This window comes from Plantibacter sp. MPB07 (assembly GCF_046619465.1).
GTDB lineage: Bacteria > Actinomycetota > Actinomycetes > Actinomycetales > Microbacteriaceae > Plantibacter > Plantibacter auratus.
In genome coordinates this window covers 2,438,733-2,456,651 of sequence record NZ_CP177043.1, presented here as the reverse complement: position 1 = coordinate 2,456,651, position 17,919 = coordinate 2,438,733, and the positions used below count along the sequence as shown (strand labels likewise).

At 69.9% G+C, this 17,919-nt stretch carries 18 protein-coding genes; 12 read left to right on the top strand and 6 right to left on the bottom strand.

Annotated features, from left to right (window positions below; translation table 11 throughout):
* Positions 1–23 precede the first annotated feature (23 nt).
* Positions 24–698 carry a M15 family metallopeptidase gene (locus ACLIME_RS11290; protein WP_411556960.1) on the bottom strand — a complete coding sequence of 225 codons (675 nt, stop codon included), beginning with the start codon at positions 696–698 and terminating at the stop codon, positions 24–26.
* A gap of 196 nt (positions 699–894) precedes the next feature.
* Here ACLIME_RS11290 and ACLIME_RS11285 point away from each other — a divergent pair, with 196 nt between their 5' ends.
* Positions 895–1,620, top strand: a complete 726-nt coding sequence (locus tag ACLIME_RS11285; protein ID WP_085513911.1) for a response regulator transcription factor — start codon at positions 895–897, stop codon at positions 1,618–1,620.
* A complete protein-coding gene (locus ACLIME_RS11280) occupies positions 1,617–2,771 on the top strand; it encodes a sensor histidine kinase (RefSeq protein ID WP_411556959.1) in 1,155 nt (384 codons plus the stop codon). Before ACLIME_RS11285 ends, ACLIME_RS11280 begins: the two co-directional genes overlap by 4 nt.
* A gap of 79 nt (positions 2,772–2,850) precedes the next feature.
* Here ACLIME_RS11280 and ACLIME_RS11275 read toward each other — a convergent pair whose 3' ends face one another.
* From ACLIME_RS11275 to ACLIME_RS11265, 3 genes are all read right to left on the bottom strand, one after another.
* Positions 2,851–3,303, bottom strand: a complete 453-nt coding sequence (locus ACLIME_RS11275) for a hypothetical protein (RefSeq protein WP_411556958.1) — start codon at positions 3,301–3,303, stop codon at positions 2,851–2,853.
* A 184-nt stretch (positions 3,304–3,487) separates the two neighbouring features.
* Complete coding sequence (locus tag ACLIME_RS11270) at positions 3,488–4,555, bottom strand: hypothetical protein (protein ID WP_411556957.1); 1,068 nt, start codon at positions 4,553–4,555, stop codon at positions 3,488–3,490.
* 93 nt (positions 4,556–4,648) lie between these two features.
* Complete coding sequence (locus ACLIME_RS11265) at positions 4,649–5,320, bottom strand: FadR/GntR family transcriptional regulator (protein ID WP_064295672.1); 672 nt, start codon at positions 5,318–5,320, stop codon at positions 4,649–4,651.
* A 280-nt stretch (positions 5,321–5,600) separates the two neighbouring features.
* Between ACLIME_RS11265 and ACLIME_RS11260 the strand changes: the two genes are divergently transcribed.
* Genes ACLIME_RS11260 through ACLIME_RS11245 form a run of 4 tightly spaced genes read left to right on the top strand, consistent with a single transcriptional unit; the run spans position 5,601 to position 10,388 of the window.
* Positions 5,601–6,635, top strand: a complete 1,035-nt coding sequence (locus ACLIME_RS11260) for a sugar ABC transporter substrate-binding protein (protein WP_411556956.1) — start codon at positions 5,601–5,603, stop codon at positions 6,633–6,635.
* Positions 6,632–8,275: a sugar ABC transporter ATP-binding protein gene (locus ACLIME_RS11255; RefSeq protein ID WP_411556955.1), complete on the top strand. Its 1,644-nt coding sequence runs from the start codon at positions 6,632–6,634 to the stop codon at positions 8,273–8,275. The genes ACLIME_RS11260 and ACLIME_RS11255 overlap by 4 nt, the downstream gene beginning before the upstream one ends.
* Positions 8,272–9,300 (top strand): ABC transporter permease, encoded by a 1,029-nt coding sequence (locus tag ACLIME_RS11250; protein ID WP_124767441.1) that lies wholly within the window; start codon positions 8,272–8,274, stop codon positions 9,298–9,300. The genes ACLIME_RS11255 and ACLIME_RS11250 overlap by 4 nt, the downstream gene beginning before the upstream one ends.
* Positions 9,297–10,388, top strand: a complete 1,092-nt coding sequence (locus tag ACLIME_RS11245) for an ABC transporter permease (protein WP_411556954.1) — start codon at positions 9,297–9,299, stop codon at positions 10,386–10,388. The genes ACLIME_RS11250 and ACLIME_RS11245 overlap by 4 nt, the downstream gene beginning before the upstream one ends.
* 175 nt (positions 10,389–10,563) lie before the next feature.
* Here ACLIME_RS11245 and ACLIME_RS11240 read toward each other — a convergent pair whose 3' ends face one another.
* Entirely contained in the window at positions 10,564–12,555 is a 1,992-nt protein-coding gene (locus tag ACLIME_RS11240; protein ID WP_411556953.1) for an aldo/keto reductase, read from the bottom strand.
* 96 nt (positions 12,556–12,651) lie between these two features.
* Between ACLIME_RS11240 and ACLIME_RS11235 the strand changes: the two genes are divergently transcribed.
* From ACLIME_RS11235 to msrA, 3 genes are all read left to right on the top strand, one after another.
* Positions 12,652–13,758: a LacI family DNA-binding transcriptional regulator gene (locus ACLIME_RS11235; RefSeq protein ID WP_411556952.1), complete on the top strand. Its 1,107-nt coding sequence runs from the start codon at positions 12,652–12,654 to the stop codon at positions 13,756–13,758.
* Between the two features lie 82 nt (positions 13,759–13,840).
* On the top strand, positions 13,841–14,488 hold the full coding sequence (locus ACLIME_RS11230) for an MOSC domain-containing protein (RefSeq protein WP_411556951.1): 648 nt from the start codon (positions 13,841–13,843) through the stop codon (positions 14,486–14,488).
* 150 nt (positions 14,489–14,638) lie between these two features.
* Positions 14,639–15,187 (top strand): peptide-methionine (S)-S-oxide reductase MsrA, encoded by a 549-nt coding sequence (msrA, locus tag ACLIME_RS11225; RefSeq protein ID WP_411556950.1) that lies wholly within the window; start codon positions 14,639–14,641, stop codon positions 15,185–15,187.
* A 61-nt stretch (positions 15,188–15,248) separates the two neighbouring features.
* Here msrA and ACLIME_RS11220 read toward each other — a convergent pair whose 3' ends face one another.
* Positions 15,249–15,458 (bottom strand): hypothetical protein, encoded by a 210-nt coding sequence (locus tag ACLIME_RS11220; protein WP_124767435.1) that lies wholly within the window; start codon positions 15,456–15,458, stop codon positions 15,249–15,251.
* 220 nt (positions 15,459–15,678) lie between these two features.
* Between ACLIME_RS11220 and ACLIME_RS11215 the strand changes: the two genes are divergently transcribed.
* The 3 genes from ACLIME_RS11215 (at position 15,679) to ACLIME_RS11205 (ending at position 17,895) form a co-directional block, all read left to right on the top strand.
* Positions 15,679–15,900 (top strand): hypothetical protein, encoded by a 222-nt coding sequence (locus ACLIME_RS11215; protein ID WP_079706600.1) that lies wholly within the window; start codon positions 15,679–15,681, stop codon positions 15,898–15,900.
* Positions 15,901–15,999: 99 nt separating this feature from the next.
* Positions 16,000–16,695: an LON peptidase substrate-binding domain-containing protein gene (locus ACLIME_RS11210; RefSeq protein ID WP_241160950.1), complete on the top strand. Its 696-nt coding sequence runs from the start codon at positions 16,000–16,002 to the stop codon at positions 16,693–16,695.
* Between the two features lie 246 nt (positions 16,696–16,941).
* A complete protein-coding gene (locus tag ACLIME_RS11205; protein ID WP_411556949.1) occupies positions 16,942–17,895 on the top strand; it encodes a sugar phosphate isomerase/epimerase family protein in 954 nt (317 codons plus the stop codon).
* Positions 17,896–17,919: the final 24 nt, after the last annotated feature.

Genomic DNA, 17,919 nt, shown 5'->3' with positions numbered 1-17,919 from the left:
AGCAGCTGGTCGCGGCACCGACCTCATCCGGCGTCGGGGAGAAGCTCCGGGCACTCGCCGCCGGGGACGGTGGCCAACTCGAAGTGCCAGATCTCGTTCGCGTAGGTCTGGCAGAGGCCGTAGTCGGCGCCGTGCTCGATGAGCCAGTAGTCGGCGTCCGTCGCACCGATGTCGACTGCCGCCCCGCGCGTGTGCGAGGACCCGTCGGGCGTGGCCACGTACCGCCGGGCGGCCGCCTCGCTGCCGTACTGGAGGATCGCCTCGTCGAGCAGGTGCTGCTGGTACGCCGTGCTCCGCCAGCCGGAGCTCACGTACAGCGCGATGTCGTCTTCCGCCGCTGCGTCGGTCGCCTGCTGGACGGCCTCCAGAAGGTCCGCATCGAGGTTCGCGATGGCCGGGAGATCGGTGTCGTAGGCCGAGTACCGGTTCTCCTCCAACACGCCGTCGTCGGATCCGAACGCGCCATCCGTCGTGGTCGTGGTTCCGGCACTCCCGTCTCCGGACGGTCGCTCGGCCAGTGCGGTGATCCCGCGGGTGATGGTCGGCGCGACGCCCGTGCACGCGACCAGGGCGATCGCGGCGGTGAGGGCGACGGCCGTGGCGGCGAGGATGACGACGGCTCGGTTGGAGCCTTTGCGGGCGACCGTGCTCCGTCGGCCTGGTAGCCGGTGGTGCTGGTGCTGGATGCCGTGCTGCATGGTTCCTCCTCGGTCGGTCGTCGGTGTTCGGCACGCGACGACCAGGCCCCAGTCCAGCTCGGCGACGGTTGCGCGGGCGTCGGACGATCACCAGACGGTTCCGAAACACCGCGCCGCCTACGATCGACACGACGCCCATCGCGGGCGCTGGAGCGACGCCATCGACGCGTCGTCCGTCCCGAACACCGGAGGTCCCATGCGTGTCCTGATCGCCGAGGACGAGCAGTACCTCGCCGAGAGCATCCTCGAGGGCCTGCAGCACGAGGGGCTCGCCGCCGACCTCGTGTTCGACGGCGACACCGCGCTCGAGCGGCTCGCCGTCAACGCCTACGACGTCGTGGTGCTCGACCGCGACCTCCCTGGCACGCACGGCGACGACGTCTGTCGCTGGATCATCGCCCAGGAACTGCCCTGCCGGGTGCTCATGCTCACCGCGGCCGCCGACCTCGACGACAAGGAGAGCGGCTTCGAGATCGGCGCCGACGACTACCTGACCAAGCCGTTCGAGCTGCGCGAGCTCGTCCTCCGGCTCCGTTCACTGGCGCGTCGACCCAAAGCGTCGCTCCCACCCGTCCTCGAGTACGCCGGTGTGCGGCTCGACCCGTTCCGCCGCGAGGTGTACCGCAACGGCCGGTACGTGCGTCTGGCGAAGAAGCAGTTCGCGGTGCTGGAGATCCTGCTCGCGGCCAAGGGTGGCGTCGTGAGTGCCGAAGAGCTCCTCGAGCGCGCCTGGGACGAGCACGCCGACCCGTTCACGAACGCCGTGCGGGTGACGATGTCCACACTCCGGAAGGTGCTCGGCGAGCCGTGGATCATCCACACCGTGCCGGCCGTCGGCTACCGGGTCCTGCCGCCAGGTGAGGCTCCCGCTGAGACGAGCGGCGCGGACGCCGACGACGAGGACGACGAGGTGGGCGCATGACCGCCGCTCCGGCCGACGGTGACGACGCCCGGCCGACGTGGATGACCGCCCGCGTCAAACTCACCGCGACCTACGCGGCCTTCACCGTCGTGACGGGCCTGATCGCGCTCATCGTCATCAACGTCATCATCTGGCGGTTCCCCAGCTATCCGCTCGCGCCCGCCGCCGACAGTCGACAGATCTCCGCCATCACCCGCGGCGAGATCCGCGATTCGCTCATCAACTACTCGATGCTCGCACTCATCGGTATGGCCGTGATCGGGACCGGCGTCGGCTGGATCGTCGCCGGACGGGTCCTGCGGCCGCTGCGGGACCTCAACGCGGCCGTGCGCGCGGCGGCGGAGGGCTCGCTCGACCACCGCATCGCGATGACCGGTCGCCGCGACGAGTTCCGCGAGCTCGCCGACCGCTTCGACGACATGCTGGCACGCCTCGAGCAGTCGTTCCTGACGCAGAAGCGGTTCGCGGCCAACGCCTCGCACGAACTGCGGACACCGCTCGCGACGATGAAGATGCTCATCGAGGTCGCCCAGGCCGACCCGGAGGGCCGCGACGTCGACCGCGCGTTGCGACGGCTGCACGAGACGAACGAGCGGGGGATCGCGATCGTCGAGGCGCTCCTGCAGCTGAACCAGCTCGATCGCCGCCCGCTCGTGACCTCGCCCGTCGACCTGGCGGCGGTGGCTCGCGACGCGTCGCAGCTCATCTCGCCGGAGGCCGCGGACGCCGGGGTCACGATCTCGTCGACGCTCCGGAGCGCATCCGTGCGCGGCAACCGCGTGCTCCTCCAGCAACTGTTGACGAACCTGCTGTCGAACGCCGTGCGCTACAACAGCGGCGCGGACGGTTGGGTCTCGGTGTGGGTCGGACCCGACCCGCAGACGCCGGGACGCGCCGTCGTCGTGGTCAGCAACTCGGGGCCGCTGCTCGACGAGGCTGAGGTGGCGCGGTTCGTGGAGCCGTTCGACCGGCGGGACGCCCGGATGGCGCGGGCTGCCGGTCCTGATCGGGGGAACGGTCTCGGGCTGACCCTGGGGGCCCGCATCGTGGAGCTGCACGGCGGGTCGCTGCGGCTCGCCCCGCTGCCGGCGGGTGGACTCGAAGTGACGGTGCTGTTGCCGGCTCACGACCCCGACCCGGCCGGAGTCTGACCGCGGAACGACAGGACACGGAACGCCGGAACGGCCGACCGATCACAGGATCGGTCGGCCGTTCCGTCTGGTGCGGAGGTCACTGCACGGCGCAAGCCCTGGCCTCATCGAACAGGTCCTCCGGCAGGTCCCACACCCCGTTCGCATCCGGGTCCGGGACGTCGAACCCCTGGTCGCGCAGGCATTGGGCGCGGAGCCGGAGCTCGTCGGAGATCTCGGCCTTGCTGGGCTGATCGGGGTTCGCGGGCGGTGGGCCGAGTTCCTCGGCGCAGGCGTCGTAGGCCGTGTTCATCGCCTCGCCACCGTCGATGGTGATCGCGGTGCCGGGTTCCGGGTCCGGGACATCGAACCCCTGGTCGCGCAGGCAGCCGGCGAGGGAGATGGTGTAGTCGTCGAACGCCTCGGCGTAGGAGTCGGCGGTCGACGGCGATCCACCACCCGACGGTGCTTCCGCGGATCCGGAGCAGGCGGTGAGCCCCAGCATGAGGGCGAGGACGGGGACGGCGAAGCCGATGGCTGTGGGGCGGCGCATGGGTGGTCCTTTCTGACGGGCGACCGGTGTCGGTCACCTGGCCATCCCATCAACCGGCCTGTTCCGTCCTCGTCTCCCGATCACCAGACGTTCCCAACACCCACCCCTGCCCGCGAACTGTCACCAACCGCTAGTTGGGGCGGCCCGGACTGGCAGCAAGTGACAGTTCGCGGGCAGGGGAGGGTCAGTTCATGCGTGTGACGATCCAGACGATCAGTGTTCCGACGACGAATGCGACGGGGATCCACGTCCCGGATCGGCGCAACCTGCGGCCGGACGGAGCGACACCCGGCGGCGGGGTGAGCAGTCCGACCGCGGGGGAGGCGGTCTGAGCGCCGGGTGCCAGCGGGTGCTCCGGAGCTCCGGACGTCTGCGGCTGCAAGCGGTCGTCCCGCCACCGAGCCCACTGGTCCAACTTCGTCATCAGGGCGTCGATGACGCTGAACAGCCAGGCCCAGGTGTCGGGATCGAGGGTCGATACCTCCCGTTTCGTGTAGAGGAACAGCCAGTCGTCGATGATCTCGACGTCGAGCTCGGCGGCGTGGTCGATGAACCGCGCCATGATGTCCGGCGTGAACAGGTACAGGGCGTCGCGTTCGTAGCCGTCGGGGCAGTAGAGCGTGAAGTGCCGGTCGAAGTCGCCTTCCAGGGACAGTCGCTGGGCCCGCTGGAACGCCGCTGGGAGGTTCGAGCCGAACCCGTTGTTGCCGATCGCGTCGAGCACGATGTTCGGCAGGGGGACGTCGAGCTTCACCGCGACATACCCCCAGTGGTGCGTCGTCGAACGCTTCCCGTGACGGACCGTGTACCGGTAGTTGCCGAACTCCACGGGGCGGGGACGGTTCGCCCGCAGCACGTCGGTCGACTGCCGCGACGATCCGATCCCGAAGATCATGCCGGGGAACGGAGGGTAGCTGAGGTCTGCGGTGTAGGTCATCCCGTTGGCCGCGGCGAACTGGGAGAGGCGGAAGCGCTTGATGCGCCTCGTCCGCCAGGAGAGGACCGCGACCACCGCGACGGCGGCGGCCGCGAGGAGTCCGATCCCGAGCAGCGGCGTCGGGCCGGAGCCGCCTCGTGAGGGCGTGGGCAGCGTTCCCAACAGGACGAACCCGCCGACGGCGACCACGACGATCCCCGCGATCAGGCCGATGAACAGCCGGGCGGACGGCGCGCGATGGTACGAGGGCGCTTTCGCCATGGCGTCACGGTCGATGGGGTCGATGAGCGCTCGGGTGTCGATCGTGCCGTCCATCCCCTCACGCTACCTGCCCGCGAACTGTCACCAACGGCTAGTTGGAGCGGCCAGGACTAGCAGCAAGTGACAGTTCGCGGGCAGGGGGAGGGGTTACATCGAACGGCGGAGCCAGCTTTCGACACCGGAGACATGGACCGTGACCAGCGCGCGGGTGAGTTCGGTGTCGCGCTTCTCGAGGGCGTCGACGATCGCGTGGTGCTCCTGCAGGGTGCGGGCGACGGCCTTCTCCTCGGTGAGCCCGCGCCAGATGCGGGCCCGGACCGTCTTGCTGCCGAGCGCGGCGAGCAGACTCGCGAGGTAGGCGTTACCACTCAGCTCGATCACGCGGGCGTGGAACTGCAGGTCGTGCGCGACGAGGTCCTCGACCGTCGTGGACTCGTCGACCTCATCGACCATGCTGCGCAGCTCGGCGATCCGCTCGTCGTCGAGGTGCTGGATCGCCATCACCGACGCGGAGGGTTCGAGGATGCGGCGCACCTCGAACATCTCGATGAGGGAGGCGTCGGCGTGCATGTCGATGACGAACGACATCGCCTCGTGCAGCAGGCTCGGCTCCAGCGTCGTGACGTAGGTGCCGTCGCCGCGACGGACGTCGAGCACGCGGATGAGCTCCAGCGCCTTCACCGCCTCGCGGAGGGAACTGCGGGAGAGCCCCAGGGTCTCGCTGAGCTCCTTCTCCGGAGGGAGGCGCTGGCCGGGTGTGAGGTCGCCGGCGACGATCATCGCCTGGATCCGCGCGATCGCCTCGTCCGTGACTGCCATGCGACCCCCTGCTCGAGCGAGACGGTCACGTGGAACACCGCCTCGCGCCATGATACATCCGACGTTTCCACGGGCCGCACCCCGACCAGGCTCCACGCACCGGCGACACCGGGCACCTTGTGTTACGTCAGGTTGAGCGCCCTCTCGCGGCCCGTCCGATCACTCCCTACTGTTGCTGCAACCCGACGTCCCGGTGCGCCCCGACCGCACCGACAGCGGACGCCGGCACGCTCCACCACCCCCTGCACCGTCCCGCACCCCACCGTCATCTGGAGTCCCCATGCGTCGTCGATCGCGCCTCGCGCTGTCTCTTGTCACCCTGGCCGTCGTGGCCGGCCTGGCCACCGGTTGTTCGCTCAAGCAGTCCTCGTCCAGCGAGTCGACGAGCGGCGCCGCTGCCAGCTCGGCCGCCTCAGACGTGGACGTCCCCTCGCTCAAGGGCAAGACCGTCGGCGTCGCCGCCAAGGACGTCGTCCGCGACTTCGGCCGCCTCACCTACCAGGGTGTGCAGGACCGCCTGGAGGAGCTCGGCGCCAAGGTCGTCGCCACCCAGGCCGACGCACAGGACGACAAGCACCTGGCCAACGTCGAGAACCTCGTCTCACAGAAGGTTGACGCGATCGTCGTCATCCTCGGCGACGCGACCACGCTCGCCCCGGCGCTGCAGCAGGCGAAGGACGCCGACATCCCGGTCTTCACGATCGACCACGCCAGCGAGAACTCGGTGAACAACATCGGTTCCGACAACTGGCAGATCGGCTCCACCCTCGCCCGCACCCTCGCCGAGGACATCGGCGGGAAGGGCAAGGTGCTCGTCTTCAACGGCTTCTACGACGTCACCCCCTGCCAGATCCGCTACGACGAGTTCAAGCTCGTGCTGAAGAACTACCCGAACATCGAGGTCATCGAGCCCGAGCTGCAGGACATCTACGAGGGCACCATCGAGGACGCCAAGCAGAAGACGAACGATGCGCTCACCCGCTACCCCAAGGGCGAGATCTCGGCCGTGTGGTCGTGCTGGGACCTCCCGGCGATCGGTGCCTCCCAGGCCATCGACGCGGCGGGCCGCGACGAGATCAAGGTCTACGGCGTCGACGCCGAGCCCGGAGCGCTCGACCTCATCCAGGACCCCAACTCGGTGTACCAGTTCACGGTCGCGCAGCAGCCGACCCTGTTCGGGACGACGAGCGCGAACAACGTCGCCCTGTACCTCGGCGGCAAGCAGGACGAGGTGCCGCTGAGCACCTACCTCGACGCCGTGTTCATCGACAAGGCGAACGTCGCCGACGAGCGCAAGCGACTCGGCCTGGAATGACGCACGACACCTCGATCGACGAGTCGACCGCCCAGCGCTCGCTGGGCGGTCGGCCCGGTGCAGCCACGACCGAAGCCTCGGCTCCCGCCGTGAGTATGCGTGGCATCGCGAAGGACTTCGGCGGCGTCCGGGTGCTGGACGACGTCGACCTCGAGGTGCACCCCGGCAAGGTCGTCGCGCTCGTGGGCGAGAACGGCGCGGGCAAGTCGACGCTCATCAAGATCCTCACCGGCCTCTACACGGCGAGCGAGGGCACCATCGAGATCGACGGTGAACCGGTCGTCATCCGCAACCCGGGCGACGCCGAACGCCTCGGTGTCCGCGTCATCCACCAGGACCGCCACCTGGCCGGTCGCCTCACGGTCGCGGAGCAGCTGTTCCTCGGCTCGCGCTCCGCGTTCCTCACCGGCCGGCAGCTCGACCGGCGCGCCGAGCGGGAGCTGCTCGACCTCGTCGGGCTGGACGTGCCGGGCAAGACCCTCGTCGACGAGCTGAGCGTCGCCGAGCAGCAACTCCTGCAGCTCGCGATCGCGACGATCACGCGACCACGGGTCCTCGTGCTCGACGAACCCACCGCACCGCTCGCCGCCGGCGACGTGGAGCGGCTGTTCCGCATCGTCCGGACCCTGCAGAGCCAGGGCGTCGCCGTCATCTACATCTCCCACTACCTGCAGGAGGTGCGCGACATCGCGTCCCGCGTCGTGGTCCTCCGGAACGGTGAACGCGTCGGTGCCCTCGACCTCGCCGATCCCGACGCGACCCTCGACGCCATCGTCCAGCTCATGGTGGGGCGGAGCGTCGAGGAGTTCGGCGACCGGGAACGGATCGTCGCCGACGCCGTCGCCGAACCGGTCCTCGCGATCGATGGCCTGACGGTCCCCGAACGGCTGCACGGCGTCTCGATCGCCGTCCGTCCGGGCGAGATCGTGGGCGTCACGGGTCTCGTCGGCTCGGGCCTCGAGGAACTGGCCGACGCGGTCACCGGCTTGCGCGCGCACGGCGGAACCGTGCGGCTCGGCCGGGCGACGATCCGCTCGCCGAGGGCCTTCGTCCGGGCGGGTGGGGCGTACGTCCCGGCCAACCGCCACCGCGACGGCATCCTGAACCGTCAGTCCGTCCGCGAGAACCTCACCCTCGCCGCGCTCGACCGCATCACCGGGCTCGGCGGGATCCTGCGTGGTCGACGCGAGCGGGAGATCGCCGCCGACCTCGTCGCGAGGCTCGACGTCCGGCCCGCGAACGACACCGCGGTGGCCGGGAGCCTCTCCGGCGGCAACCAGCAGAAGGTCGTGCTCGGTCGATGGCTCGCGGCCGGATCGACGGTGTTCGTGCTCGACCAGCCGACCTCCGGCGTCGACATCGGGTCGCGTCAACAGATCTACGCGGAGATCGACGCGCTCGTCGCGCAGGGCGCCGGCGTCCTGCTCGTGAGCGTCGACCTCGAGGAACTGATCGGCCTCGCCGACCGCGTCCTCGTGCTGTACCGCGGGACGATCCGGACCGAGCTGCCCCGATCGCAGGCGACCGCCGACACGATCCTCGCCTGGTCGACGGGCGCCGCCGAGGTCGCGTCAACGCCGCCGGCCCCCTCGACCGGCTCGGGGACCGAGTCGTCACCCACCCGAGGAGTCTCCGCATGACCGCCCTCTCCGCTCCACCCGTCGCGCCCGGCCAGGCGCCGTCGGCCGCAGCCGAGTCCGCGACCAAACGCCGTCGCCCGGTCTCCCGGTTGGGACTCATCGGCTACGCGATCGTCGTCATCGAGGTCGTCGTCTTCGCGGTCGCCTCGCCCGGCTTCCTCGACCCGGCCAACCTCGCGACGATCCTCACCCAGTCGGCGGTCTACGCGATCGCGGCCTTCGGACTGTCCATCGTCGTCGTCACGGGCGGTGAGGACGTCGTCCGCGGCGGCATCGACCTCTCCATCGGCGCCGTCCTCGGCTTCTCCGGTGCCCTCGTCGCGGTGCTCCTGCAGGCCGAGCTCGGTCTGCCGCTCGCGCTGCTCATCGGGCTCGGAGCCGCGGCGGTCATCGGGCTCGTGAACGGTCTCGTCGTTGTCGCCGGGATCCGCCCGCTCCTCGTCACCCTCGCGATGATGAGCATCGTCACGAGTCTCACCATCGTCATCACGAACAACGTGAAGGTGCCGGTCTCCGACGCCGGGCTGGTCTGGTTGCGGAGTGGACACGTCGTCGGTGTCCCTGCCGCGGTCGTCGTGCTCCTGTTCGTCTTCGCGGTCGCCGCCTTCACCACCGGGCGCACCAGCTGGGGCGTGAAGAACGCCGCGGTCGGGCAGAATCCGACGGCCGCCCGGGTGGCCGGGATCGCCGTCAACCGCCACATCGTCGTCAGCTACGTCCTCGCGGCGGTCCTCGCCGGGATCGCGGGCGTCCTCATGACCAGTCGGTTGTCCGCTGCCCTGCCGGGGATCGGCGAGCAGTCGCTCATCGACATCCTCCTCGCGACGTTCCTGTCCATCGCGTTCTCCCGTCGGCTCGTCGTCACGATCACGGGGACTCTGTTCAGTGCCGTGTTCGTCGCGATCCTCACCAATGGCTTCAGCCAGCTCGGCGTCCCGAGCCAGTGGATCGGCATCACCAAGGGTGTGTTGATCCTGCTGGTCCTCGCGGTCGCCGCGATCCGCGAACGGAGCGTCAAGCGATGAGTGTCGACACGCGCACGCAGTCCTCCGCCACCACCGGCGTCTCCGTCCCGAAGGCCGGATCGGTTGGACCGGGAGGCGGCGATGACCAGCGTCCCGGCGGCCCGCTCTCAAGGCTGACGGTCCGTGGCCTCGGTGCCGCGGTCCCGCAGGCGCTCGCCCCCGCCGTGCTGGCCGTGCTGCTCATCGTGTTCGCGGTGCTGTCGCCGTCGTTCCTGACCGCCGACAACCTCCTTGGCGTGCTCAACCAGAACGCGCTCCTCCTGCTCGCGGCCGTCGCGATGACGGTCGTCGTCCGCGCCGGTGGCATCGACCTCTCCATCGGTGTCGCCATCGACCTCGCGGCGCTCACCGCGTCGGCGCTCCTGGCCGACGACTACGTGGCCTGGGTGGCGATCGTCGGCGGTCTGGTCGTCGGCCTGCTCGTCGGGGCCGTGAACGCGTTCCTCATCGTGGTGCTGCGCATCCGACCGTTCCTCGCGACGCTGAGCGTCTGGTTCATCGGTGGTGGCGTGCAGCAGGTCGCGACCGACGGCGGGTCGCCCATCTACCTGTCGCGCAGCAGCGTGCCGGACGAGTTCGCGTGGCTGGGTGCCGGAACCGTACTCGGTGTCGCGGCGCCGATCGTCGTCGCCGTGCTCGTGCTGATCATCGTCTGGGCTGCGCTCGAACGGAGTCGCTGGGGTCGGGTGCTGACCGCGGCGGGTGAGCAGCCGACGGCGACCCGGATCTCCGGTCGGCTGGCGGGGACGTCGATGGCGACCGCCTTCATCTTCGCCGCCGGGATCGCGGCCATCGCCGGGCTGATCCTGGCCTCGCGGAGCCAGGGCTTCGTCGCGAACAGCGGGCAGCTCTACGTGCTCGACTCCATCGGTGCGGTGTTCATCGGGACGACGCTGAGTCGGACGGGGCGGCCGAACCTCTTCGGGACGCTCGTCGGCGTGCTCATCTTCGCGCTGCTGACGAACGGGATGAACCTCATCGGGCTGTCCTTTTACTGGCAGGGTCTCGCCCGCGGTGTCGTCCTTATCCTGATCCTGCTCCTCGGTGTCCTCCTGGCGCGCGACCGCGTCCGCAAACCCCTCACGTGACGTCCATCCGAGTCTGGTGGTGCGGTTGCGCCAGCGCGGTGCGCTGACGCGAGGAGGAGTGACTCGGCGCGAGCGCGCCCCGCACGCGTGAGCGCGGGCCTCTGGAGACCCGCGCCCACGTGCATGACCCGCGGTCACGCCAGCGCACCGCGCTGGCGTCACCCGAGGGAACGGATCAGACCCGGAGGTCGAGCCAGGCGACCTGCTCCGGGGTCAGCTTCAGGGAGAGGGCGTCGGTCGACGAACGGGTCTCCTCGACGGACCGCGGCCCGATGAGGGCGAAGGTCGGGAAGTCCTGCGCCAGGACGTACGCCAGGGCGATCGCCGTCGGCGCGACCCCCAGCTCGGTGCCCAGCTGACGCGCACGGGCCAGCCGCTCGAAGTTGTCGTCGCTGTAGTAGCAGCGCACGAGGTCCGGGTCCGACAGGTCCTCGGGCTCGGCACGCCCGGTGAAGAAGCCGCGCGCTTGCGACGACCAGGGCAGCAGCGGCGTCTTCGTCTCCTCGAGCCACGCCCGGCTCGTCGGATCCGTCACCTCCACACACCCGGCCCACGGCACGTCGAGCGCGCGGGCGAGACCGAAGTGGTTGCTCAGCGCCGCGAACCCCCGCTTCCCGTTGGCCGCCGCATAGGCGTTCGCCTCCTCGAACCGGTCGATCGTCCAGTTGGAGCCACCGAACGCACGGATGCGACCGGCCTCGGCGTGCTCGTTCAGCACGTCGACGAACTCGCCCACCGGCACCTCCACGTTGTCGCGGTGCATGAGGTACAGGTCGAGGTGGTCGGTGCCGAGACGGTCGAGGCTCTCGAACAGCTGCCGGGAGATCGACTCCGGGTCGCAGAACGGTGTGTGCGCACCCTTGCCGATCACCACGACGTCGTCGCGGAGACCCCGGTTGGCGAGCCAGCGTCCGAGCAGCTGCTCCTGGAGCCCGTCGCCGTACAGCCAGGCCGTGTCGAAGGCGTTGCCGCCGCGCTCGAAGAAGTCGTCGAACATCGCCGACGCGTGCGACAGGGTCTGCTGGTTGTCGACACCCATCACGAGCCGCGAGATGTCGTGGTCGATGCCCGCGATGCGACCGGTCGGCATCGGGAGCTCGGCGCGCACGGCGAGCGGCCGGCCGGAACCCGTCGGGATGTCGGTGTCGATCGACTCGAACGGGTACTCGAGGCCGACCGCCTCGCGCCAGCGGTCGAGGGTCGCCGCGTTGCCGAGCGAGTCCGCCCAGCGCATCTGCGGTGCCTGGCCCGCGTCGGCGAACGCAGCGACCGCGTCGGCCTGGATCGCGTACTGCGGTGCCCCGGGGATGTGGATCGACTCCGTGCCCGAGATGGTGCGGACCTCGATCGTCGAGCCATCCTCGACCGACGGCAGCCACGGGTCGGACACGATGATCTGGCCCGTCGAGCCCGTTACGACGACGCGGTTGTCGTCCTGCACGCGCACGCCGCTCGTGACGTGCGCCGTGATGCCCGAGGGGAAGACGAGCGACGCGCTGGCCCACTCGTCGACGCCGGTGGAACCGATGGTGCCGTTCCCGGTGACCTCCGTCGGGTCGGCGAACGGTGCACCCACGGCGGCACCGGCGATGAGCCGCGAGATGGAGACCGGGTAGCCGCCGACGTCGAGGATGCCGCCGCCCGCCAGCTCCGGGTTCATGAGTCGGTGCTCGGCGGGCAGGTCTGCGGCGAACGCGAACGACGCCTCGATGTGCTGGACGTGGCCGATGGCGCCCGACGACACGAGCTCGACGAGCTTCGCGGTCTGCGGGTGGAACCGGTACATGAACGCCTCGGCGAGGTACACGCCGGCACGGCGGGCGGCCTCGATCGCGAGCATCGCGCCCGCCCGGTTCACCGAGAGCGGCTTCTCGCTGACGATGTGCTTGCCGGCCTCGGCCGCTTCGATCACGAGTCGGACGTGCTCCGTGTGCGGGGTCGCGATGTACACCGCGTCGACGTCGGGGTCGGCCAGCAACTCGGCGACCGAGCCGTATCCGCGGACGGGAGCCGTGCCGTCGCCGAAGCGCTCGCCGAACTCCTCGGCACGCGACGCGTCACGACTGGCGACGGCGGCGAGTCGACCGGTGCGACTGGCGTGCAGCTCGGTCGCGAACCGTTCGGCGATCGTTCCTGGGCCGATGATTCCCCAAGCGACGTGTTCCATATGGTGGTGCTCCTCAACGTTGATCGGCGGTGCGATGGTCTGTGGTGAACGTCACCGTGAACGTTCACGGTGTGAGCGTATCAGTACGATGTGACCATGACCAGGCCCCGCGACGATCACGCTCCGGCGCGAGCGACGATCATCGACGTCGCCCGGGTCGCCGGTGTCTCGCGCCAGACCGTGACCCGCGCACTCAACGGGATGCGCGACGTCAGCGACGCCACCAGGCAACGGGTCGTCGAGGTCGCGGCTTCGCTCAACTACCGTCCGAACCGCGCCGCGCAGCACCTGGTGAGCGGCCGGACCACGACGCTCGGACTGGTCGTCGACGACCTGCGGAACCCCTACTACCCGGAGCTCGCGGCCGCCCTCGTGCAGCAGGCGGCAGAGCGCGGATGGACCGTGTTGGTCGCCGAGGTCGGGGGAGCGGCGAACGCATCGGGCGACCGACCCGCCGCCGCGGATCGCGGACCGGACCTCCCCGACGCGGAACGTGCGCAGCTCGCCGAACTCGCGCGGCAGGTCGATGCGGTCGTCGGGCGCAACGGCGCCGACCACGGAGCACTCCAGGGCGCCTTTGCCACCATCCCGTTCGTCTCCCTCGGCGACCATCGGTCAGACGAGTCCGAGGCAGGGTCGAACCCGTCCGGCGCCGAGCCGAGGCTGCAGGTGGCGGGCGTCGACATCGACTTCGAGGACGGCATCCGACAGGCGCTCGCACACTTCGTCGCGACCGGGCGCCGTTCCATCGCGATGATCGACGCCTCGGCGGAACCGTCCGGACGACGTCTCGCGTACCGGGCGTTCCTCGAGGAGCACGGCTTGCCGTGGTCGGAGGCGTCGGAGACCTGGGCGGAGGACACCCACCAGGGCGGGGTGTCGGCCGCCCTGCGGTGCCGGGCCGCGATGCCCGACGTCGATGCCGTGCTCGTCTTCAACGACGTCATGGCCGTCGGCGTGCTCAAGGGACTCGCCCGTGCCGGGGTCGGCGTGCCGGAGGACGTCGCCGTCATCGGCATCGACGGACTCGACCTCGGTCGCTTCGTCACCCCTGAGCTCACGAGCGTGGCCGTCGACAAGGGTGACATCGCACGGCACAGTCTCGAACTGCTCGACGGCATGATGTCCGGCACGCTCCCGCTCTCGGGGCCGTCCGTCCGACGCTCGGTCGGTGTCTCACTCGTCATCCGCGAGTCCGCCTGACCCGCTCCGCCTGGGCCACTCCACCCGAGCCGCACCGGCCCCGTCGTCCGGACGGGCGCGGAGGACACGGCAGACTGGTTCCATGTCTGAACTCCTCGCCCTCTGTCGCGTCGAAGCCCTCAAGACGGACGACGGCTCGATCGGCGTCACCGCGATCGACAAGCGCCCGGTCGACGAGCCGCTGCACGTGCGGCCGATGGGGCTGTACGGCGACGTGCAGGCCGATCGCAAACACCACGGCGGTCTGACGAAGGCGCTCTACGCCTACGCCGAGGAGGACGCGCGGTTCTGGGAGGGTGAGCTCGGTCGGGAGATCACGCCGGGGCTGTTCGGCGAGAACCTCCGCACGCAGGGGCTCGACGTGAACGGTGCCGAGATCGGTGAACGCTGGCGGATCGGCGACACCCTCGTCGTCGAGGTGACCTGCCCGCGGACCCCGTGCGGCACCTTCCAGCGGCGCCTGGGCGAGCCTCGGTGGGTGAAGCGCTTCGCCGACGCCGCGCGGCCCGGTGCCTACCTCAAGGTGGTCAAGAGCGGGACGGTGCAGGCGGGCGACCCGATCGAGATCGTCCGACAGCCCGGCCATGGCGTGACCATCGCCTCCTGGTTCGCCGCGGCGGACGGGGCACAGGCCGTCACCCTCGAGCAGTCGGAGCAGTCCGGCGCCGTGGTGCTGGCGCCCGAGATCCACGAGTCGATCAAGCAGCTCCGCCGCAAGCGGACCGTCTGAGCCCTGCCGTCGCGTCCGCACACCTGTGCGACCGCTGAGTGCAAGCCCCGGCCGGAACAGTCCGGAAGCGGACGCTGTTGCATACCATGGAGCCGAAGACCGGAGCACGCGGGGACCCCGCACGGTGCTCGGCACGAAGGAGGAGTCACGATGAGTGCAGCAGACGAGCAGGGCACGACGACCGAGCGCGCGGTGCTGGCCGGCGGATGCTTCTGGGGCATGGAAGACCTCGTCCGGAAGATGCCGGGCGTGAAGTCGACCCGCGTGGGCTACAGCGGTGGCGACGTCGCCAATGCCACCTACCGCAACCACGGCACCCACGCGGAGGCCCTCGAGGTCGTCTTCGACCCGAGCAAGCTGTCCTTCCGCGAGCTCCTGGAGTTCTTCTTCCAGATCCACGACCCGTCGACGAAGAACCGTCAGGGCAACGACGTCGGCCTGAGCTACCGCTCGGCGATCTTCTACACCTCGCCCGAGCAGGAGCGCGTCGCCCGCGACACGATCGCCGACGTCGACGCCTCAGGGCTCTGGCCCGGCAAGGTCGTCACCGAGGTCGAGCCGGTGTCCGAGTTCTGGGAGGCCGAGCCGGAGCACCAGGACTACCTGGAGCGCATCCCGTGGGGCTACACCTGCCACTTCGTGCGCCCGGGCTGGAAGCTCCCGCGCCGCGCCGAGGTCGCGGAGCAGGCCACCGCGTAAGCACGTCCACAGCGCCCGGCACCTCGGTGTCGGGCGCTGTGCTGTGTGTGGACCGGCAGGCTCAGACGCCGTCGGCGCGCGAGGAGTTGACGGCGTCGGAGGCCAGTCGTGGCGCGAACCGCGGGTCGAACTGCAGCGGTGGATCGTCGGGTGATGCCAGTGACGGTTTCCCGAGGCGGACCCACTCGAGGTACTGGAGGTAGGGGTCGGACCCGGCATCGACCGGCGCATCGACGATGCGCTTGCGTCCCCACGGCCACTTCCACCCCACGATCAGCATCCTACGGACGGTTCCTGAAGATCCGCGGACCATCGCGCCACGATCTCGCAACGATGGCGTCGAGGCGTGCTCGTTTCGTCTGATGGATACGGAGTTGTCCATCGGCCGTCGGTGCTGTCATGATGAAGCACGGCGGAGATAGCTAGACAATCGAGATACTTCGAAGGGTTGTCCGGACCCGGTCACTGCACCTGCCGAGAGAGGTCGTTCCATGGGCTCCGCCGGCAGCGAGACGTCTGAACTCCGCCGAGCCTGGGTGGAGCAGCTCACGGCCGACCGCTTCGGCGTCTTCGTGGGGGATCGGCGAATCGGGTTCATCGACGTGGACTGGCCGCTACACGTCGCCCTCCGCGGGGCCGACTACGAGACGGCGGTCGAAATCGATCGGGCGATCCGGTTCGACCAGGCCCTGCGAGCGGTCCTCGGCGACTGAGTCGCCTCCGGTGTCCGGCGACTATGATCGCAGCACGGTTCGGGTGGACGGTTCGCCGGGCGGCACCCGGTCGGACCTGCGAGACGGAGGGAGAGTGACATGACCGACTCCTTCAGTGCCGAGCCCTGGGCGTCCGGCCTCCCGGTCCTCGAGCTGCCGATGTTCCCGCTCGGCTCTGTGCTGTTCCCGCACATGCCGCTCGCCCTGCGGCTCTTCGAGGAGCGCTACCTGACCATGCTCGCCCACCTGCTCGAGGCCGAGGACCCGGCGTTCGGCGTGGTGCTCATCGAGCGCGGGCGCGAGACGGGAGGCGGTGAGCACCGCTTCCGGACGGGGACCGTGGCGGAGATCGTCGAGGTCGACGGCGGCGAGGGCTTCGTGGCGGTGATCGCCGAGGGCGGTCAGCGCTTCGAGGTGACCGACTGGCTGCCGGACGACCCGTACCCACGCGCCGAGATCCGCACGCTCGACGACCTGGAGTGGGACGAGCGCTGGGAGCAGCTGCGGGACGAGACCGAGGCGGCGGTGCGGCGTTCGCTGGCCGTGGCCAGCGAGTTCAGCGAGCAGCAGTGGGCCTCGGTCGTGGAGCTCGCCGACGACCCGCTGGAGTCGTCGTGGCAGCTCGCGGGCATCGCCCCGGTGAGCGAGCTCGACCAGATGCGGTTCCTCTCGGCCGGTTCGCTGGAAGAGCTGTTGGTCGGTGTGCGCGATCGCGCCACCGAGGCCGGCGAAGCGTTCATCGCGGGCGGCATCGCCGACGCGGACGACGAGGACTGGGACATCCTCGGCGGCTGAGCCCCGACGTCCCACCTCGACAGGCTCGATGACCGGCAGTGCTCGGTGACCGGGCGCACTCGGACACCGGAAGCCCTCCTCCCCTCCTCCCCTCCTCCCCTCCGCCGGTCGCCGAGCCCCCCCCGCCGGTCACTGAGCCTGTCGAAGTGCCCTTGCGCATTCGTGGAAACGCTTTACTATTTCCTATAGGATCTTTTTTGACCGGGAGCACCAGCCCCGAGCAGTCCCTGAGCGCAATGGAGCATCATGACGGATACGACCGCGACCGCGTCGACCCCCCGACGGACCGCCGACACCTGGCCCATCGCCACCTGCCTGCACGGCATCCCACCCGTCGACCGCAACGGCGTCTCCCTGCACGACGCGGAACCCGAAGCCTGGGACGACCTCTTCGCGCAGGTCGCCGGCGTCGGGTTCACCCTCGCCGAACTGCCCGACAGCCACGTCCGGCCCGCCGACCTCGAACCGTCCCGTCGCGACGAGTTCCTCGCCATCGCGAAGTCGCACGGCGTCGGCGTCCCGTCCGTCCACCTGCAGCGCCAGAGCGTGATCATGCCGGGACACGAGGAACGCAACCTCGAATACGCGCACCGCACGATCGACGCCGCCGCCGAGTGGGGGATGCAGGTCTTCTCCACCGGCCTGCACCAGCCCTTCAGCGAGGCCCAGCGCAAGGCGCTCTGGTTCTGGACCGCCCAGGGCCCGAAGGACCCCGACGACCCCGAGGTCTGGAACGCCGCCGTCAGCCGCATCCGCGAGCTCGGCAAGCACGCGGCCGACGTCGGGCTGCCACTCGCCCTCGAACTCTACGAGGACACCTACCTCGGCACCGCCGACAGCGCGGTCCGGTTCGTGGAGGAGGTCGGGCTCGACAACGTCGGTCTGAACCCCGACGTCGCGAACCTCATCCGCCTGCACCGCCCGGTGGAGGACTGGCGCGAGCTGTTCGCCAAGACCCTGCCGTACGCCAACTACATGCACGTGAAGAACTACACCCGCGACGAGGCGGCCGACGGCAGCTGGGCGACGTCCGTGCCCTCCACCATGGAGGCCGGGCTCATCAACTACCGCCAGGTCTTCCGCGACGCCGTCGAGCTCGGCTTCAACGGCATCATCCTGGCCGAGCACTACGGCGGCGACAGCCTCGGCATGTGCTCCACCAACCAGAAGTACATCAGGACCCTGCTGCCGCAGGCCTGATCCAGACGACCACAGGAGAGCTTC

Excerpts from the sequence above, each read along its gene's own strand:
- ACLIME_RS11210 (WP_241160950.1), top strand. The coding sequence starts at position 16,000 with ATGACCGACTCCTTCAGTGCCGAGCCCTGGGCGTCCGGCCTCCCGGTC.
- ACLIME_RS11270 (WP_411556957.1), bottom strand. The coding sequence starts at position 4,555 with ATGGACGGCACGATCGACACCCGAGCGCTCATCGACCCCATCGACCGT.
- ACLIME_RS11205 (WP_411556949.1), top strand. The coding sequence starts at position 16,942 with ATGACGGATACGACCGCGACCGCGTCGACCCCCCGACGGACCGCCGAC.
- msrA (WP_411556950.1), top strand. The coding sequence starts at position 14,639 with ATGAGTGCAGCAGACGAGCAGGGCACGACGACCGAGCGCGCGGTGCTG.
- ACLIME_RS11285 (WP_085513911.1), top strand. The coding sequence starts at position 895 with ATGCGTGTCCTGATCGCCGAGGACGAGCAGTACCTCGCCGAGAGCATC.
- ACLIME_RS11275 (WP_411556958.1), bottom strand. The coding sequence starts at position 3,303 with ATGCGCCGCCCCACAGCCATCGGCTTCGCCGTCCCCGTCCTCGCCCTC.
- ACLIME_RS11255 (WP_411556955.1), top strand. The coding sequence starts at position 6,632 with ATGACGCACGACACCTCGATCGACGAGTCGACCGCCCAGCGCTCGCTG.
- ACLIME_RS11245 (WP_411556954.1), top strand. The coding sequence starts at position 9,297 with ATGAGTGTCGACACGCGCACGCAGTCCTCCGCCACCACCGGCGTCTCC.
- ACLIME_RS11250 (WP_124767441.1), top strand. The coding sequence starts at position 8,272 with ATGACCGCCCTCTCCGCTCCACCCGTCGCGCCCGGCCAGGCGCCGTCG.
- ACLIME_RS11230 (WP_411556951.1), top strand. The coding sequence starts at position 13,841 with ATGTCTGAACTCCTCGCCCTCTGTCGCGTCGAAGCCCTCAAGACGGAC.
- ACLIME_RS11215 (WP_079706600.1), top strand. The coding sequence starts at position 15,679 with ATGGGCTCCGCCGGCAGCGAGACGTCTGAACTCCGCCGAGCCTGGGTG.
- ACLIME_RS11260 (WP_411556956.1), top strand. The coding sequence starts at position 5,601 with ATGCGTCGTCGATCGCGCCTCGCGCTGTCTCTTGTCACCCTGGCCGTC.
- ACLIME_RS11265 (WP_064295672.1), bottom strand. The coding sequence starts at position 5,320 with ATGGCAGTCACGGACGAGGCGATCGCGCGGATCCAGGCGATGATCGTC.
- ACLIME_RS11235 (WP_411556952.1), top strand. The coding sequence starts at position 12,652 with ATGACCAGGCCCCGCGACGATCACGCTCCGGCGCGAGCGACGATCATC.
- ACLIME_RS11290 (WP_411556960.1), bottom strand. The coding sequence starts at position 698 with ATGCAGCACGGCATCCAGCACCAGCACCACCGGCTACCAGGCCGACGG.
- ACLIME_RS11240 (WP_411556953.1), bottom strand. The coding sequence starts at position 12,555 with ATGGAACACGTCGCTTGGGGAATCATCGGCCCAGGAACGATCGCCGAA.
- ACLIME_RS11280 (WP_411556959.1), top strand. The coding sequence starts at position 1,617 with ATGACCGCCGCTCCGGCCGACGGTGACGACGCCCGGCCGACGTGGATG.